The following is a 17,734-nucleotide window of genomic DNA, read 5'->3' on the forward strand; positions in this document are numbered from 1 at the left end:
CGGATCGCGTTTCCCGTGAAACATCTCCGCTTGCGCGCGCCCACCGACGGCTCTGCTGCCGCCTCGCCCGATTCCACGCCGCAACGGCGCAGCCGCGGGACCACGCGGCGCGACACCGCATACGGCAAGTCGTCACGCGCCACGGGCAGCCCGGCCACGGTCATAGCTACACGCGTCGCCGTGTTCTGGATGTCTTCGCCGTCCGATCCCCTCGGCGGACCATCGCGCTCTCCCTCGGTGCGGACATGAGGCTCGCGAAGGCCAGCAGCGAGCCACCGTCCATCCACGCGAAGGCCCGCCTCGCACACAGGGGCTTACGCCTCACGGCTTGCGGCGCGTCCGACTCGGACAAGGACGTCATCGCCGGACGTCACCGTTTCACGTGAAACATCCCACACTGCCGCCCGCCGCCCGTCGCTCGTCGGCGCGTCGAAGACTCACAAGCACGATCATCGGCCAGCACCGGGATCTCGTCTTTCGCTCGGGATCACGACCCGGCTCCACCGGCGCACTCGGCTGCACCGCTGCACCGTCGGCTGTCGGCCTGCCGAATGTCGCCGCGAATGTCTTCGGCATGTCCCCACAGATCTTATGGGCCGAGACAGCGCTGCACGTGTGTTCTCCGCGACTCGCACGACGCATGGACACGGAGACCACGCGCGTTGGCCGTGTCCGCACGAGCGTGACCTCTTCCCGCCGAACGACGCAGCGTCGGGGACGCCTTCCCCGCGCTGAGAGCGGAGGGACTCCCGCGGCCGCACCCACATCGCACATCCCACGGCACGGTCGGGGACGCATCACGGGACAAGGTCCCTCGAACGCGTCGATTCAAAGCTTCTTCCGCACATCAGATCCCGTCCGACCTCATGGCGCACCCCACGGCCAGCCGGACGACGACCTCGACATGTTTCACGTGAAACACATCGCCGAGGACGAGCCCGAGGACACCGGATGAGGCGACAGGTCGGGGGAGCGGGGGCTCGAATCGTCCGCAGCGGCCAGCCGAACGCCCGCGCGCACGATCTCATCGGCGGGTGAAAGCAGTTCCATTCCCAGCCCGCCGGCACACCTCGACACCCACCACGGTCACGTCGCGAGTCCCGCACGCACGACCTCGTCCTCGGTCCTCGAGTTCCCGCGCCGAATGACGGTGGCCTTCTGGAAGAGCGCCCTCCGTCGGATCGAGCTCGGTCCCGGACATGCCAGTCGTCAGCAGCTCGATCGACGCATCACCGGGAAGGTCCGCAAACCTCCTCGACAACACGATCCTGCTCACCGCCGAAAGTCGCGACATCGCCGCGCACAGGATCCCGCCCGGCACGAGAACCCTCCGTGCCTCACGGGGCGCCTCGAGACGATCCGCGCCGTCCTGCAGGTGACAGAGCGGACCGAGCAGCAGCACGACGTCGAAGTCGGCATCCGGCAAGGCCAACGACCTCGCGTCGCCCACCACGGCTTCCACTCCCGCGTGAGACCCTCGCGACAGCCACCTGCTCCGGCGCCGGATCCACGACGGTGACCAGATGACCATCCTCGGCGAGCCGCCGGGCGTGGATGCCCGTCGTGCCTCCGAGATTCAGCACGCGAACCCCGCCGGCCAGACGAGGCCGGATAGCGCTTGAATGCGCAGAACTCCGCCCTGCCGTTCGCCGTTCTCGTCGGCGATCACTCGGATCCGTCGAAGCACTGCCTCGTCGAAGCGTTCCGCGTCGTCCCGCTGGACACGTCGGTCGCGGTCGCGCCGATCCGTGGCAGGAGCGCGATATGTCGGCGGACGGGAGGAGCTACCGAACGGTCGCGCGCACGACCCGCGTGGGCTCCTCCACGACGCCTTCGCCGACCACTTCGACGCGGACGTCCGAGAGCTTGTGCTTGCGGATCGCCTTCGACGCCGCATCGATCTCATTCGGCGCGTTGAGCCCCTTCAGCAGGATCAGCTCGCCGCCGTCGCGCACCAGCGGCGCGGTCCAGGGGATGAGGGTCCTCAGCGCAGACACAGCGCGAGCCGTCACGGCGTCGAGCGCCTCCTCGTATCGTCCGGCGTCTTCCGCCCGGGCACGCTCGACGACGACGTTCTGGAGACCCAGCGCCTCGACCTGCTCCGTCAGCCAGATCGTCCGACGCTCCATCGGCTCGATCAGGACCCAGGAGACATCCGGACGCGCGATCGCGAGCACGATGCCCGGCAGGCCGGCTCCCGATCCGACGTCCCCGACGCGGCCACCTGCGGGAAACAACGGCGCGATGACGGCGGAGTTCAGGATATGGCGCGACCAAAGACGCGGGACCTCGATCGGTCCGATGAGGCCGCGTTCCTCGCCGTGCTCGGCGAGCGCCGCCACGAAGGCTCGCGCCTGTCCGAGACGGTCGCCGAACAGCGCGGCCGCGGCCGCCGGTTCGGCCTCCAGATCGTTCGCCGAAGTCATCAACAGATGTCGATTATCCGCGACGGACGACCGTGTGGCGGTCGGCGCCCTCGCCGTACGACTCCGACACGAGACCGCGGTCGGCCGCGACGTCGTGCACGAGCTTGCGCTCGTACGACGACATCGGAGGCAGCGACGCCTGCGTCGCGCCTTCCTCGAGCTTCACGAGCGCGGCGTCCACCAGCTTCTCCAGCTGACGGCGGCGCTCGTCACGGGATCCTCCGACGTCGAGGATGAGCCGCGAGAAGGCGCCCGTCTCGCTCTGCACCGCGAGACGGGTCAGCTCCTGAAGCGCCTGCACGGTGTCGGGGTGGGAGAGCACCCGGAGAGAGTCGTCGTCAGACTCCACCGACACGTACGCGCGGCCCTGACGCACGTCCAGAGTCAGGTCGCCCTCGATGTCTGCGATGTCGAGCAGGCCCTCGATGAAGTCCGCCGCGATGTCGCCCTCCTGCTCGAGGTCGGCGTCGGTCGGCGCGTCCTGCGCCGGCGTCGTGGTGTTCATGGCGTCCATTCTCCGGTGGTCGAGTCGATGCGCGGCACGGCGTCAGCCTGCCGCGGCGGGGTCGCCCGGGCCCTTCTGCTTCTTCGCGCGCTTCGCGCTCATGGGCTGCTGGCGCTTCGCCTGCTTCGCCCGCTGCTCCTCCGCCTTGCGCAGCAGCTCCTGCTGCTCCGCCTCGTACTCGGCGACCGTCACGACCTTGCCCTGGCTGTTGAGCGCCTTGCCCTTGCGCGCGAGACGCTCCTCCCGGGCCTTCGCGGCGTCGGAGCCGGGCGTCGGCATCTCGCGGATGACGAGGAACTGCTGGACCATCGTCCAGAGGTTGTTGAAGAACCAGTAGGAGACGACGCCGAGCGGGAAGAACACGCCGGAGAAGATCATCGCGAACGGGATGATGTAGATCATGATGCGCTGCATCTGATATGCCTGACCGGTCTTCGCCTCCGGCGAGAGGTTCTTCGACACGATCTGCAGCTGCGTGAAGAACTGCGTGGCGATCATCAGGGCGACCATGATGACGAGGATGATCGTCGTGGCCACCCATCCCTCGGGCTGGGTCTGGATGGCGTCGACGAGCGTCTCGCTCAGCGGAGCAACGCCGAACAGCTTCGCGTCGTTGAACTGCTGCGTGAGGTCCGCGCTGAGCAGGCCGACGCCGCCGACGCCCTGTGCTGCGTGGTTCTTGATGTCGTAGAGCGTGTAGTAGAGCGAGAAGAAGACCGGCATCTGCACGAGCAGCGGGAGACAGCTGCTCACCGGCGTCGTGCCGTGCTTCTTGTACAGGGCCATCGTCTCGCGGCTCATCGCCTCGCGCGAGAGCTGGTCGCGCTTGCCCCGGTACTTGTCCTGGATCTTCTTCATCTCCGGCGCGACTTCCATCATCTTGCGCTGGCTCTTGATCTGCCTCACGAAGAGGGGGATGAGAGCGGAGCGGACGACGACGACGACGCCGGCGATCGACATCACCCAGGTGAGGCCGCCGTCGACCTGCATGCCGAGGAAGGTGAGAACGGCGTGCCAGCCGACGAGGATCATTTCGATGACCCAGCGGATGGGCCAGAGGATGATTCCGAGGAAGTCCACGGAGGTCAGTCCTTTCGTAGCGGCACGACGAAGCCGTGACGGGTGAGGTCGTAGCGGAAGTGCGGGTGCGGCGTCACATCGTCCTCGCCGCCGGCGGCCCAGGGATGACACCGGGCGATACGCATCGCCGCCAACCCCGATCCTTTCACGAGTCCGTGCTGCTGTACCGCCGTGACGGCGTACGCGGAGCAGGAGGGGTAGTAGCGGCAGACGTCGCCGTACGTGTGGGAGATGGTCGCGCGATAGCCGTGGAGCAGGGCGAGGCCGAGATTCCGCGGGACGAGCGGGAGGGCCCGGAGGAGGTCGGATCCGTGGAGACTCGCCGCGCCCGTCGCCGATGCCGGGAGGACGCTCATACGGCGGCCCTGCGCGCGAGACAGCGCGTCACCTCGGAGCTCAGCTCGCGGTAGGTGGCGGTCGCGGCGGAGGGCAGCGCCCTGATCACGACGTCGGCACCGGGTCGCACGCTCGGCAGAGCCTCCGCGCACACCGCCTTGAGACGCCTGCGCACCGTGTTCCGCGTCACCGCGTTGCCGACCGCCTTGCTCACGATGAAGCCGAAACGCGCCGCCCGCTCCTCACCGGAGTGGACGACGTGCGTCACCGTCGACGGACCGGCGCATCGAGCGCCCCGGCGTACGACGAAGCGATAGTCGATGCCGAGAGTGAGGCGATGCGGCCGCGCGAGCACGAGCTCGTTCGCGCAGACTACGCCGAGAGCTCGGTGCGTCCCTTGCCGCGACGCGCGGCGAGGATCGCGCGGCCGGCACGGGTGCGCATACGAGCGCGGAAGCCGTGCTTCTTGGCGCGGCGGCGGTTGTTGGGCTGGAAAGTGCGCTTGCTCATGGAATCACTCCGGAAGGATGGTCACCGGAATCGCGGTGACCGGAGACGAGAGTTGGGGAGCCCGCGAGGGCATAGGTCAACCGACTTAGAGTACGCCGAGCGGGACGGATCTCGCAAATGAAGCGCACAACCTGACAGTCTCTCCACAGCAGGAGGTACATCGCCGCACGGACACGCCATCGGGCGGTCATCCGGAGTTTGCCGATCGCCGGACATCCACTAGCGTGTCACGGAGTTATCCACAGGCTAGGGGGGCCATGAGCGCACACGAGATCCCGGACGTCCCCGTCTGGCGCACCGTGCTGGCCGAGCTGGCCGGCGACGATCGGATCACGCCCCTCCTCGAGGGCTATCTCAGCCTCGCCGTGCCGCAGGGAGTGATGGGCGGCACCCTCTACATCGACGTCCCGAACGATCTCACGGCCGCGCAGATCACCAAGCGCATGCGGGAGCCCATCATGGAGGCCCTCGAGCGCATCGGCGCCGACGCGAAGTCGTTCCGGGTCTCCGTGAACCCCGAGCTCACCGGGACCAGGGCGGACGCACCGCTGCCTCCCCCCTCCCCGGAGGCGCCGACGCGACCCGTCTCGCGGGCATCCTCCACGCCTCAGCCCCCGTCGCGCGACGACACGCGCCTCAACCCCAAGTACACCTTCGACAACTTCGTCATCGGACAGTCCAACAGGTTCGCGCACGCCGCGGCCGTCGCGGTGGCCGAGGCGCCGGCGAAGGCCTACAACCCGCTGTTCATCTACGGCGACTCCGGGCTCGGCAAGACGCACCTCCTCCACGCGATCGGCGACTACGCGCTCAACCTGTACCCCGGCGTACGCGTGCGCTACGTCTCGAGCGAGGAGTTCACGAACGACTTCATCAACTCGATCGCGAACAACCGCGGCGCCGCCTTCAACGCGCGCTATCGCGAGGTCGACATCCTGCTCATCGACGACATCCAGTTCCTCCAGGGCAAGGCGGAGACGCAGGAGTCCTTCTTCCACACGTTCAACACGCTGCACGACCACGACAAGCAGGTCGTCATCACGAGCGATGTCGCGCCCAAGCTTCTGACGGGCTTCGAGGACAGGATGCGCAGCCGGTTCGAGTGGGGGCTCATCACCGACGTGCAGGCGCCCGATCTCGAGACCCGCGTCGCGATCCTCCGCAAGAAGGGGCAGGCCGAGCGCCTCGACATCCCCGACGACGTGATCGAGTACATCGCCTCCAACGTCTCCACGAACATCCGGGAGCTGGAGGGCGCGCTCATCCGCGTCTCCGCGTTCGCGAGCCTCAACAGGTCGTCTGTCTCCCTCGAGCTCGCCCAGACCGTCCTCCGCGACATCGTGGACCAGGCGGAGGACACGGTCGTCTCCCCGAACGACATCATCAGCGTGACCGCGGGCTACTTCAAGCTCACGGTCGACGACCTGCACGGCTCCAGCCGGGCCCAGTCGGTGGCCCAGGCACGTCAGATCGCCATGTATCTGTGCCGCGAGCGCACGAGCCTCTCCCTGCCCAAGATCGGCCAGCTCTTCGGCGGACGCGACCATACGACGGTCATGTACGCCTACCGCAAGATCAACGAGCTGATGAAGGAGAAGCGCTCCGTGTACAACCAGGTGCAGGAGATCACGACGCAGCTCGGCAGGCGCTAGACGCCCGACCCGTCGAACGGCCCCGGAACCGTGTGTTCCGGGGCCGTCGTCGCGTCTCGAGCGTGACATCCCGGCCTCCCCGGCGAACATTCCGTGACCTTCACATGACCGGATCGTGTCGTATTCCTGAACCCGGCCTTGACGCAGCCCCTCGCGACGCCCTATAAGCGGTTCTCCCCAGTGTGCACAACCCTGTGGATAACTGAGGAGACACGCCTCGAAGACTGTGTAGGACACGCCCCCGGTCTGTGGACGGGCCTGTGACCGCGGAGATCCGGCCTCCTCGCCCTCCACCGCGCCGCCACAGCCCCTCCACAAGTCACACACATGTCGTTCCCTACTGCCGACTCGCATCCACAGAGTTATCCACACTCTCCACAGCGGTTAACACGGTTAAGAGATCTCTTTCTCTTCAGAGGCCTCCGATGACCTTCTCGAACGGTGCCGGACAGCGCGGGGCACTAGCATGGGGAGTCCCGCGGGCCTGTCCCGCTCGTTGGTGTGATTCGAGGGGAGCGACACGTGAAGTTCCACGTGAACCGCGACGTCTTCAGTGAGGCTGTCTCTTTCGTCGTCAAGCTGCTGCCGCAGCGCAACCCCCAGCCGATCCTGGCGGGCGTGCTCATCGAGACGACCGAGGACGGGGCTCTCGCCCTCTCCGCCTTCGACTACGAGGCGTCGGCACGCACCACGATCGACGCGACGATCGACGAGCCCGGCACGATCCTCGTGCACGGGCGCCTCCTCTCCGACATCGCGAGCCGGCTCCCCAACCAGCCGATCGAGATCTCCACCGACGACGACGGCAACATCTCGCTGACGTGCGGATCGGCCAGCTTCGCCCTCGCGTCGATGCCCGTCGAGGAATACCCCGCCATCCCCGAGGTCTCCGGAGAGTCCGGCCTCGTGCCCGGCGACGACTTCGCCACCGGCATCGCCCAGGTCGCCTTCGCCGCCTCGCGCGACGACGTCACCCCCGTCCTCACCGGAGTGCAGCTCGAGGTCTCCGGCACGAGCCTGAGTCTCGTCGCGACGGACCGCTACCGCGTCGCGCTGCGCGACATCCCCTGGGACGGCGGGCAGCAGGAGGCGGCGGCGCTCGTCCCGGCCCGCACGCTGCAGGAGGTCGGCAAGACCTTCTCGCACGGCGGCAACATCTCCATCGCCTTCTCCGGATCGGGCGACCGCGAGATCATCGCGTTCACCGCGGGCAACAAGACCGTCACCTCGCTGCTCATCAAGGGCAACTTCCCGCCGGTGCGTCGTCTCTTCCCCGCGCAGACCGAGCACTACGCGGTCGTCAGCACCGCGGATCTGACCGAGGCGGTGCGTCGCGTGTCGCTCGTCCTGGACCGCTCGGCGCCGCTGCGCTTCACGTTCTCCACCTCGCAGGTCACGATGGACGCCTCGGGAGGGGACCAGGCGCGTGCGTCCGAGTCCGTCGACGCGCACCTCTCGGGCGGAGACGAGGTCACCCTCGGCCTCAACCCGCAGTACCTGCTCGAGGCGCTCGGAGCGGTGAAGAGCGAGTTCGTGCGCGTGACGTTCACGTCGAGCGACAACGCGAACAAGCTCAGCCCCATCCTCGTCACGAGCCAGACGTCGGTCGACCAGGCCGGCCAGGACTCGTTCAAGTACCTGCTGCAGCCGAACCTCCTGCTGCGCTAGGGGTTCGACGTCCTGCGGCCGCCCGGCCGCGACGGCGACGTCCGAGGCCGATGGGAGGGTGGATCCTGTGATCGTGGAGCACCTGAGCCTCGTCGATTTCCGCAACTACGCGGAGGCCGAGCTGTCTCTCGCGCCCGGGTCGAACGTCCTCGTGGGCCGCAACGGCCAGGGGAAGACCAACCTCGCCGAGGCCATCGCCTACCTCGCGACGCTCGGGTCGCACCGGGTCTCGGCCGACGCCCCCCTCGTGCGCGAGGGCAAGGACGCCGCTTTCGTCCGTGCGCGGCTCGCCCACGGGCAGCGTCGCGTGACCCTCGAGCTGCAGATCAACAAGCAGGGGTCGAACCGGGCGAGGGTGAGCGGCTCGCCCGTCCGAGCGTCGGAGCTGCCGCGCTACGCGCAGGTCGTCCTGTTCGCGCCGGAGGACCTGCAGATCGTGCGCGGCGACCCCTCCCAGCGGAGGCGGTTCGCCGACCAGCTGCTCGTCCAGCGCATTCCGCGGATGGCCGGCGTCATCTCCGACTACGAGCGCACGCTCCGGCAGCGCACGACGCTGCTGAAGTCGGCGCGGGCGCGGGGGGTCGCGGGCGCCCAGCTCTCCACGCTCGACGTGTGGGACGACAAGCTCGTCTCGCTCGGCTCCGAGCTGATCGATGCGCGCGTCCGTCTCGCCCACGACCTCGCCGGACCGCTCGCCGCGGCCTACGCCGGCGTCGCGGGCGACGATCACGGCCCCGGGCTGGAGTGGGCGCTGTCCGTGCGCGGCGGCGACCCCGAGGAGGGGGACGACCGCCAGGAGGGCGGCGGCGGGACGACGCAGGACCTGTTCCGCGCGGCGCTCGCGGCACGCCGCGCGCAGGAGATCGAGCGCGGCCTGACCCTCGTCGGCCCCCATCGCGACGACCTCCTCCTCACGGTGCGCGGCCTGCCCGTGAAGGGGTACGCGTCCCACGGGGAGTCGTGGTCCGTCGCGCTGGCGCTGCGTCTCGCCTCCGCCGAGCTGCTGCGCGCCGAGTCGCAGGGCGGGGATCCCGTCCTCATCCTCGACGACGTGTTCGCCGAGCTCGACGCCGGGCGTCGAGCTCGGCTGGCAGGGGTCGTCGCCGACTTCGAGCAGGTGCTCGTCACCGCGGCGGTCGCCGACGACGTGCCCGCGGAGCTGCGCGCCAACGCCGTCCGCATCGAGGCCGGCCGCGTCCTCGGCCCGCTCTCGGACCATCCCCTCTCGCCGGAGGCGACCGATGACTGAGCAGCCGGAGGGGTCGGATGGCTGAGCCGGAGGTCCCCGAGACGATCGCGACGTACCTGCGCCTGCGCGGGCTCGAGCCGAGCAAGCGCTACCGGCGCACGCGACGTCCCGTCGACGAGGACGACGAGAACGCCCCCTTCGCGCCGGGACGCGACCCGAAGCCGCTCGGGGAGGCGCTCGACGTGCTCACCCGCTCGAGCGGATGGGAGCCGCACCTCCAGCGCGAGGACCTCGCCCTGAACTGGGAGGAGATCGCCGGCGGCGACAACGCGGCGCACTCCCACATCGAGACGTTCGCCAACGGCGTCGTCGTCGTGCGCTGCGACTCGACGCCGCGCAGCAAGCAGATGCATCTCATGCGCGCGAACTTCCTCACGCGCGTGATCCAGCTCTACCCCGAGGCGGGCGTGACCGACATCCGCTTCTTCGGGCCCGACGTGCCCTCGTGGAATCACGGCATCAGGCGCGTTCCAGGGCGCGGCCCGCGCGATACCTACGGGTAGAACGGGTCCGGACCCGTTGCCCGGGCTTTTCTCGCGTGAGAGGGCCGTTCAGGCGGTGGGAGAGGGTTCCGCACGGTAGACTCGGAGGGCTGCCGATCCCAGATGTGGAGCACTTCTTCCTATGACGAGCGATACCCCTCAGAACGAGTCCGAGCCGACCGCAGACGGCCAGCACGACGAGAGGGGCGACGCCGCACCCGGCCCCCGCCGGGTGCAGGGCGAGTACGGCGCCGATGCCATCCAGGTGCTCGAAGGCCTGGAGGCGGTCCGCAAGCGTCCCGGCATGTACATCGGGTCGACCGGGCCGCGCGGCCTGCACCACCTGGTGTACGAGATCGTCGACAACTCGGTCGACGAGGCGCTCGCGGGCTACTGCGACACGATCGTGGTGACGATCCTCGCCGACGGCGGCCTGCGCGTCGTCGACAACGGCCGCGGCATCCCCGTCGACCTGCACAAGACCGAGGGCAAGTCGACCCTCGAGGTCGTGCTGACGGTGCTGCACGCCGGCGGCAAGTTCGGCGGGGGCGGATACGCGGTCTCCGGCGGCCTGCACGGCGTCGGCTCCTCCGTGGTGAACGCCCTCTCCACGCGCCTGGACGCCGTGATCAGGCGGCAGGGCAACGTCTGGCGGCAGTCGTTCTCGGGCGGCGGCATCCCGATGGGCCCGATCGAGAAGGGCGAGGACACCGCCGAGACCGGCACCACGATCACGTTCTGGCCGGACCCCGACATCTTCACCGAGGGCGTCGACTTCGACTACGAGACGCTGCGGACGAGGTTCCAGCAGACGGCCTTCCTCAACAAGGGACTGCGGATCGAGCTCTCCGACGAGCGCGAGTCCTCGGCGGAGGAGGTCGAGACCGCCGACGGCTCCACCGAGGTCGTCAAGCGGCACAACGTGTTCCACTACGAGCGCGGTCTCGTCGACTACGTCGAGTACCTCAACAAGGTCCGCAAGGCGGAGCGCGTGAACGAGGACATCGTCGTGCTCGAGGCCGAGCAGGCCGACGGCCGGATGGCCGTCGAGATCGCGATGCAGTGGACGACGAGCTACACCGAGAACGTCTTCACGTACGCGAACATGATCAACACGCACGAGGGCGGCACGCACGAGGAGGGCTTCCGCGCGGCGCTCACCTCGCTCGTGAACCGGTATGCGCGCACGAACGGCCTCCTCAAGGAGAAGGACGACAACCTCACGGGCGACGACGTGCGCGAGGGCCTCACCGCCGTGATCTCGGTGAAGCTGTCGGAGCCGCAGTTCGAGGGCCAGACGAAGACCAAGCTCGGCAACACCGAGGCGAAGGCGTTCGTGCAAAAGGCCGTCAACGATCAGCTCGCCGACTGGTTCGAGCGCAACCCTGCTCAGGCGAAGAACATCATCCGCAAGGCGATCGACGCCGCCACCGCCCGGATGGCCGCGCGCAAGGCGCGCGAGACCGCCCGGCGCAAGAGCGTGTTCGAGTCGGCGGCGATGCCCGACAAGCTCAAGGACTGCACGTCGAAGGATCCCTCGATCAGCGAGGTCTTCCTCGTGGAGGGCGACTCGGCCGGCGGCTCGGCCGTGGGCGGCCGCGACCCGCACACCCAGGCGATCCTGGCCCTGCGTGGCAAGATCCTCAACGTCGAGCGCGCGCGTCTCGACAAGGCCCTGGGCAACAAAGAGGTCCAGGCGATGATCCAGGCCTTCGGGACGGGCATCGGGCCCGAGTTCGACATCGAGAAGGCCCGGTACCACAAGATCGTCCTGATGACGGATGCCGACGTCGACGGCCAGCACATCACGACGCTGCTGCTGACGCTGCTCTTCCGCTACATGCGCGGTCTGATCGAGGCCGGTTTCGTCTACCTCGCGATGCCGCCGCTCTACCGCCTCAAGTGGTCGAACGCCCCGCACGAGTACGTGTACAGCGACCGCGAGCGCGACGCCCTGCTCAAGGAGGGCGCGTCCGCCGGCAAGCGGATGCCGAAGGACGCGGGCATCCAGCGGTACAAGGGCCTCGGCGAGATGAACGACTCCGAGCTGTGGGACACCACGATGAACCCGGAGACGCGCACGCTGCAGCAGGTGACGATCGACGACGCCGCCGCGGCGGACGAGATCTTCTCCGTGCTCATGGGCGAGGACGTCGAGTCCCGTCGCAGCTTCATCCAGCGCAACGCGAAGGACGTCCGCTTCCTCGACATCTGATCACGCCGTTCCCACGGACAGCGCCGGATGCCTGAAAAGAGACAGAAGAGATGACTGACACGGAATTCAACGCGGAAGACGGGCGCCCCGACATCGCCGCAGACCACAACCACGGTCACATCGACCAGGTCGACCTGCAGTCGGAGATGCAGCGCAGCTACCTCGACTACGCGATGAGCGTCATCATCGGCCGGGCGCTGCCGAGGGTCGAGGACGGGCTGAAGCCCGTGCACCGCCGCGTGATCTACGGGATGTACGACGGCGGATACCGCCCCGACAAGAAGTTCTCGAAGTGCGCGCGCGTCGTCGGCGAGGTCATGGGGCAGTACCACCCCCACGGCGACTCGGCCATCTACGACGCCCTCGTCCGCCTCGTGCAGCCGTGGTCCCTGCGCTACCCGCTCGCCCTCGGGCAGGGCAACTTCGGCTCGCCCGGGAACCAGGGCGCCGCGGCGCCGCGGTACACCGAGACGAAGATGGCCGCCCTCGCGCTCGAGATGGTCCGCGACATCGAGCAGGACACGGTCGACTTCCAGGACAACTACGACGGCGAGACGCAGGAGCCGACCGTCCTGCCCGCGCGCTTCCCGAACCTCCTCGTCAACGGCTCGGTCGGCATCGCGGTCGGCATGGCCACGAACATCCCGCCGCACAACCTCCGCGAGGTGGCGGACGGCGCGCTCTGGGCGCTCGAGAACCCCGGCCTCCCCCGTGAGGAGCTCCTGCACGGCCTCATGCAGCGCATCCCCGGGCCCGACTTCCCGACCGCCGCGCAGATCCTCGGCACCAAGGGGATCCACGAGGCGTACCGCACGGGCCGCGGCTCGATCACGATGCGCGCCGTCGTCGAGATCGAGGAGATCCAGGGCCGCACCTGCCTCGTGATCACCGAGCTGCCGTACCAGGTCAACCCCGACAACCTCGCCGTCAAGATCGGCGAGCTCGCGCGCGAGGGCAAGGTCACCGGCATCGCCGACATCCGCGACGAGACGTCGGGCCGTACCGGTCAGCGCCTCGTCGTCGTCCTCAAGCGGGACGCCGTCGCGAAGGTCGTGCTCAACAACCTCTACAAGCACACCGAGCTGCAGACCAACTTCGGCGCGAACATGCTCGCGATCGTCGACGGCGTGCCGCGCACGCTGCCGCTGGACGGGTTCATCCAGTACTGGATCATCCACCAGCTCGAGGTCATCGTGCGCCGGACGCAGTTCCGCCTGCGCAAGGCGGAGGAGCGCATGCACATCCTGCGCGGCTACCTCGCGGCGCTCGACGCGCTCGACGACGTCATCGCGCTCATCCGCCGCTCGCCAACGGTGGACGAGGCCCGGGAGGGACTGAAGGGCCTGCTGTCGATCGACGACGTCCAGGCCGACGCGATCCTGTCGATGCAGCTGCGACGCCTCGCCGCTCTCGAGCGCCAGAAGATCATCGACGAGGCCGCCGATCTCGAGTCGCAGATCGAGGACTTCCGGGCGATCATCGCCGACGAGTCGCGTCAGCGCGTGATCGTGCGCGACGAGCTCACCGACATCGTCGACCGTTTCGGCGACGAGCGGCGCACGCACATCCTCCATGGCTTCGACGGCGACGTCGCGATGGAGGACCTCATCGCGGAGGAGGAGATGGTCGTCACCATCACGCGCGAGGGCTACATCAAGCGCACGCGCAGCGACAACTACCGCTCGCAGCACCGCGGCGGCAAGGGCGTCAAGGGCGCGCAGCTGCGCGCCGACGACGTCGTGGAGCACTTCTTCGTCACGACGACCCACCACTGGCTGCTCTTCTTCACGACCAAGGGCCGCGTCTACCGGACGAAGACGTACGAGGTCCCCGAGGCCGGGCGCGACGCCAAGGGCCTGCACGTCGCGAACCTGCTCGCGCTGCAGCCGGACGAGCAGATCGCCCAGGTGATCGAGCTGAAGTCGTACGACGACGCGGAGCACCTCGTGCTCGCCACGCGCGACGGCCTCGTGAAGAAGACGCGCCTGACCGAGTACGACTCGAACCGACAGGGCGGCATCATCGCGATCAACCTGCGCGACGGCGACGAGCTCGTGAGCGCGCTCACCGTGAACGCCGACGACGACATCCTGCTCATCAGCCGCCACGGCATGTCGCTGAGGTTCTCGGCGACCGACGAGGCGCTGCGCCCGATGGGACGCTCGACGAGCGGAGTGAAGGGCATGTCGTTCCGCGAGGGCGACGACCTGCTCTCGGCCTCGGTCGCCGCGCCGGGCACGTTCGTCTTCGTCGTCACCGACGGCGGGTACGCCAAGCGGACGGCGGTCGAGGAGTACCGGGTGCAGGGCCGAGGCGGCCTGGGCATCAAGGTCGCCAAGCTCAACGACGACCGCGGCGTGCTCGCCGGCGGGCTCATCGTGGACGAGGACGACGAGGTGCTCGTGGTTCTCGAAAAGGGCAAGGTGGTACGCTCTGCCGTGGCCGAGGTACCCGCGAAGGGACGCGACACCATGGGTGTTCTCTTCGCCCGGCCCGACAAGAACGACCGCATCCTCGCGATCGCGCGAAACAGTGAGCGCGGCCTGAGCGACGAGAGCGGGGAAGACGCCGACGAGGCGGCCCCGGGATCCGACACCCCCGAAGGAACCACTGACGCATGAGCACAGTAGCCGACAAGCTCTCCCAGAAGCAGGCGCACAAGACCAGCGCGAAGCAGGTGCGACTGCGCCTCGTCTACGTCGACTTCTGGTCGGCCGTGAAGCTGTCCTTCCTGGCGGCCGTCGCCCTCGCGATCGTCACGATCGTGTCGTTCTTCCTCATCTACATGGTGGTGCAGACGACGGGGCTCATCGATCAGGGGGATGAGTTCATCACGATGTTCTCGGACGGCGCGCTGTCGCTGTCGGCGTTCCTCGGGCTCCCGCAGGTGATGGCGTTCGCCGCCGTCGTCGCGATCCTCAACCTCGTGGTCGTGACGGTGCTCGGCGCCGTGGTCGCGGGCATCTACAACCTCGCGGTCAAGATCACGGGCGGCCTGCTCGTCGGCTTCACCTCGAACTGACTCCGTCTCGAAGCGCCCCGGCCACCCGGCCGGGGCGCTTCGGTCTGTCGGGAGGAGGGTCGCCGACACCCCGGCCGATTGGCGCGGGGTAGGCCGTTCCGGTATGCTCTTGCAGGTTGAGAACTTCTGTTTTCGCGGACGGGGCTATAGCTCAGGCGGTTAGAGCGCTTCACTGATAATGAAGAGGTCCCAGGTTCAAGTCCTGGTAGCCCCACTCCTCCTCTTCTCGGGGCCTTAGCTCAGTTGGTAGAGCGCTTGCTTTGCAAGCAAGATGTCAGGAGTTCGAATCTCCTAGGCTCCACGTTTTCCCAGGTTAGAGGCTGTTTCTCGTTCGCGAGAGACGGCCTCCTTTCTTTCCCCTGGACGCCGTCCGGCCACTGACTCGAGGGTAGCGATTCGGTAAAATTTGGTATCAGTCCGTGTTGGGTCGTGTGCGCCCGGTGTGCCTCGATGACCCGCGAGATCACGCAGGAGCACAGCCGTCGTACCAGCCTGGTGCGCCTGGTGCGCCCCGGCGGTCAGGACCGAGATGCGCCCCTGCCGATGTCCTCGGATTCGCCTACCGTTGAGGCATGGTGGAGATCGCGGACTACGAGCGGCGAGGGGACCTGGCCGCCCACTTCGAGCTGACCAAGAAGGCCGAGAAGGCGCAGAAGCAGAGCGAGCAGATCCGGGATGCAGTGCGGTGCGAGACCCCGTCGCTGACGTGGGAGCAGTATGTTGCGCCCCGGGTTTATCGGAGGCTCGCGTTGACTCGTTCGCTGCTGCGAGCGGGCGCTTGGTGTGAATCGTAGTGGTGCTGCTCGGCCTCGACGGGAGGAATCATCCCGATCGCGGAGTGCAGGCGGCGGTGGTTGAACCAGTCGATGTATTCGGCGACCGCGAACTCGAGGTCATCGATCGATCGCCAAGGCCCGCGGTGACGGACGAGTTCGGCCTTGAAGAGCGAGTTGAATGCCTCTGCCAGGGCATTGATGCTCCTATATTTCGCAAGTCGTTCAGGTGAGCAATCTGAGAGCGACCTCTTCGCGATGCGGGGCGAGGTCGAGTGGTGGCAGCAGATGGTAGATCTCGCGGGCGAGGTAGCGCTTGAGACAACGGATGATCTCCCGCTTCGAGAGTCCTTCGGCGGTGCGTCGTGCGACATAAGCGATGGTCGGCTGATGCCAGCGCATACGCACGATCACTGCCCGGTAGAGCGCGGAATTCGCTTGCCTGTTGCCGCCGCGGTTGAGCCGGTGGCGACCGTTCGTCTTGCCGGATCCCGCGGGAATCGGGCAAGCACCACACATCTTCGCGAACGCGGCTTGGGCGTGAGGAACGAATCGGTGACAACTGATCGTTAGTGCCGGGAGGCGCTGACGGGGAGGATGTCATCATGCCTGGTCCTTATCCCAGAGAGTTCCGCGAGGACGTCGTCGCGGTCGCTCGTAGCCGCGAGAGTGGCGTCACCATCAAACAGATCGCCACCGACTTCGGCATCAGCGAAGCAACGCTGCAGAACTGGCTCCGCCAGGCCGATGTCGAAGACGGCAACCGTCCCGGTCAGACCGCCGCGGACGCCGCGGAGGCTCGCGAGTTGAAGAAGCGGATTCGTCTCCTCGAGCAGGAGAACGAGGTCCTCAGGCGAGCGGCGGCGTATCTGTCGCAAGCGAACCTGAAACTCGGTGGCTCCCCAAAATGACGTACCCGCTCGTTGCCGAGCTCGCCGACGCGGGGATCCCCGTAACGGTGTCGTGCCGGGTCCTCAAGCTCGCCCGCCAGCCCTACTACCGCTGGCGCAATGATCCCATCCGCGACGCAGACGTCCTCCGCGCGTATCGGACCAACGCGCTGCATGACGCGCACCACGACGACCTCACGTTCGGATACCGATACCTCGCCGATGAGGCGCGTCGTGCAGGGTGGCGGATGAGCCGCAGGACGGCGTGGAAGCTATGCTCTCAGGCCGCGATTCTCTCGTCGGCGCAACGCCGGCGGCGGGGCAAGGGCAAGAAGGCCGGCCCGCCCGTGTTCGATGATCACGTCCAGAGGGCGTTCCGCGCGGACGCGCCGAACCGGCTCTGGCTCACGGATATCACGGAACATTGGACGAGCGAAGGCAAGCTCTACTGCTGCGCGATCAAGGACGTGTTCTCGAACCGGATCGTCAGTTACTCGATCTCGAACCGGATGACCGCGAAGCTCGCCGTCGACGCGCTCCGCAACGCCGTCACTCGCCGGGGTGAGGTCGCCGGCTGCATTCTGCACGCCGACAGGGGCAGTCAATTTCGCAGCCGCGCGATGGTCCGCGAGCTGCGCCGTCATGACATGGTCGGATCGATGGGCAGAGTCGGCGCGGCTGGCGACAACGCGGCCATGGAGAGCTTCTGGTCCCTGCTGCAGACGAACGTGCTTAACCAACAGCGGTGGGCGACGCGGCAAGAGCTGCGGCTGGCCATCGTGGTCTGGATCGAGCGGAAGTACCACCGTCAGCGAGCCCAAGACACCCTCGGCGGGTTGACGCCCATCGAGTTCGAAGCCAAGCTAGCCGAGCCGCTCACACTCGCGGCCTAAACCGAACCTGTCACCACTTCGTTCCTCACGCCC

16 protein-coding genes, 2 tRNA genes and 2 pseudogenes are annotated in these 17,734 nt (G+C 67.8%); 11 read left to right on the forward strand and 9 right to left on the reverse strand.

The annotated features are described in order from the left end of the window. Positions 1–1,024 precede the first annotated feature (1,024 nt). From N8K70_RS17005 to rpmH, 7 genes are all read right to left on the reverse strand, one after another. Entirely contained in the window at positions 1,025–1,462 is a 438-nt protein-coding gene (locus tag N8K70_RS17005; protein ID WP_317139543.1) for a class I SAM-dependent methyltransferase, read from the reverse strand. Positions 1,463–1,784: 322 nt separating this feature from the next. Then, positions 1,785–2,426 (reverse strand): 16S rRNA (guanine(527)-N(7))-methyltransferase RsmG, encoded by a 642-nt coding sequence (gene rsmG / locus N8K70_RS17010; protein WP_317139544.1) that lies wholly within the window; start codon positions 2,424–2,426, stop codon positions 1,785–1,787. A 13-nt stretch (positions 2,427–2,439) separates the two neighbouring features. Continuing rightward, positions 2,440–2,931 carry a Jag family protein gene (locus N8K70_RS17015; RefSeq protein WP_317139545.1) on the reverse strand — a complete coding sequence of 164 codons (492 nt, stop codon included), beginning with the start codon at positions 2,929–2,931 and terminating at the stop codon, positions 2,440–2,442. A 42-nt stretch (positions 2,932–2,973) separates the two neighbouring features. Further along, a complete protein-coding gene (gene yidC / locus N8K70_RS17020; RefSeq protein WP_317139546.1) occupies positions 2,974–4,011 on the reverse strand; it encodes a membrane protein insertase YidC in 1,038 nt (345 codons plus the stop codon). Between the two features lie 5 nt (positions 4,012–4,016). After that, positions 4,017–4,367, reverse strand: a complete 351-nt coding sequence (gene yidD / locus N8K70_RS17025) for a membrane protein insertion efficiency factor YidD (RefSeq protein ID WP_317139547.1) — start codon at positions 4,365–4,367, stop codon at positions 4,017–4,019. Further along, positions 4,364–4,702: a ribonuclease P protein component gene (gene rnpA / locus N8K70_RS17030; protein ID WP_317139548.1), complete on the reverse strand. Its 339-nt coding sequence runs from the start codon at positions 4,700–4,702 to the stop codon at positions 4,364–4,366. Before rnpA ends, yidD begins: the two co-directional genes overlap by 4 nt. A gap of 17 nt (positions 4,703–4,719) precedes the next feature. Further along, on the reverse strand, positions 4,720–4,857 hold the full coding sequence (gene rpmH / locus N8K70_RS17035; RefSeq protein ID WP_043595303.1) for a 50S ribosomal protein L34: 138 nt from the start codon (positions 4,855–4,857) through the stop codon (positions 4,720–4,722). Positions 4,858–5,114: 257 nt separating this feature from the next. Between rpmH and dnaA the strand changes: the two genes are divergently transcribed. The 10 genes from dnaA to N8K70_RS17085 all read left to right on the forward strand — a co-directional run bounded on the left by dnaA (position 5,115) and on the right by N8K70_RS17085 (position 15,939). After that, positions 5,115–6,509, forward strand: a complete 1,395-nt coding sequence (gene dnaA, locus N8K70_RS17040; RefSeq protein ID WP_317139549.1) for a chromosomal replication initiator protein DnaA — start codon at positions 5,115–5,117, stop codon at positions 6,507–6,509. Between the two features lie 522 nt (positions 6,510–7,031). Then, complete coding sequence (gene dnaN, locus N8K70_RS17045) at positions 7,032–8,177, forward strand: DNA polymerase III subunit beta (protein WP_317139550.1); 1,146 nt, start codon at positions 7,032–7,034, stop codon at positions 8,175–8,177. A gap of 67 nt (positions 8,178–8,244) precedes the next feature. After that, positions 8,245–9,426, forward strand: a complete 1,182-nt coding sequence (gene recF, locus N8K70_RS17050; RefSeq protein WP_317141238.1) for a DNA replication/repair protein RecF — start codon at positions 8,245–8,247, stop codon at positions 9,424–9,426. A gap of 17 nt (positions 9,427–9,443) precedes the next feature. After that, entirely contained in the window at positions 9,444–9,929 is a 486-nt protein-coding gene (locus tag N8K70_RS17055; RefSeq protein ID WP_317139551.1) for a DUF721 domain-containing protein, read from the forward strand. A 121-nt stretch (positions 9,930–10,050) separates the two neighbouring features. Then, positions 10,051–12,123, forward strand: coding sequence for a DNA topoisomerase (ATP-hydrolyzing) subunit B (gene gyrB / locus N8K70_RS17060; RefSeq protein WP_317139552.1), 2,073 nt, complete (start codon positions 10,051–10,053; stop codon positions 12,121–12,123). A 50-nt stretch (positions 12,124–12,173) separates the two neighbouring features. Next, positions 12,174–14,744 carry a DNA gyrase subunit A gene (gene gyrA / locus N8K70_RS17065; protein ID WP_317139553.1) on the forward strand — a complete coding sequence of 857 codons (2,571 nt, stop codon included), beginning with the start codon at positions 12,174–12,176 and terminating at the stop codon, positions 14,742–14,744. Beyond that, positions 14,741–15,145, forward strand: a complete 405-nt coding sequence (locus tag N8K70_RS17070; RefSeq protein WP_317139554.1) for a DUF3566 domain-containing protein — start codon at positions 14,741–14,743, stop codon at positions 15,143–15,145. The genes gyrA and N8K70_RS17070 overlap by 4 nt, the downstream gene beginning before the upstream one ends. A 140-nt stretch (positions 15,146–15,285) precedes the next feature. Beyond that, a tRNA-Ile gene (locus N8K70_RS17075) sits at positions 15,286–15,359 on the forward strand. A gap of 14 nt (positions 15,360–15,373) precedes the next feature. Further along, positions 15,374–15,446: transfer RNA gene (locus tag N8K70_RS17080), tRNA-Ala, on the forward strand. 271 nt (positions 15,447–15,717) lie between these two features. After that, entirely contained in the window at positions 15,718–15,939 is a 222-nt protein-coding gene (locus N8K70_RS17085) for a hypothetical protein (protein ID WP_317141244.1), read from the forward strand. Here the strand turns inward: N8K70_RS17085 and N8K70_RS17090 are convergent. Both N8K70_RS17090 and N8K70_RS17095 read right to left on the reverse strand, forming a co-directional pair. Next, positions 15,879–16,118: pseudogene (locus tag N8K70_RS17090) on the reverse strand (integrase core domain-containing protein); the annotation flags it as partial. The gene N8K70_RS17085 and the pseudogene N8K70_RS17090 overlap by 61 nt on opposite strands. A 25-nt stretch (positions 16,119–16,143) precedes the next feature. Continuing rightward, positions 16,144–16,458: pseudogene (locus N8K70_RS17095) on the reverse strand (transposase); the annotation flags it as partial. A 65-nt stretch (positions 16,459–16,523) separates the two neighbouring features. On the opposite strand from N8K70_RS17095, the gene N8K70_RS17100 reads away from it, so the two are divergent. Further along, positions 16,524–17,701, forward strand: a protein-coding gene (locus N8K70_RS17100; protein WP_394357785.1) for an IS3 family transposase whose coding sequence is annotated in 2 segments (ribosomal slippage) — positions 16,524–16,790 and positions 16,793–17,701 — 1,176 coding nt in all. Because the reading frame shifts where the segments join, the coding sequence is not laid out codon by codon here. Positions 17,702–17,734 lie beyond the last annotated feature (33 nt).

Origin of the sequence: Microbacterium sp. AB (assembly GCF_032878875.1) — a bacterium.
Lineage (GTDB): Bacteria > Actinomycetota > Actinomycetes > Actinomycetales > Microbacteriaceae > Microbacterium > Microbacterium betulae.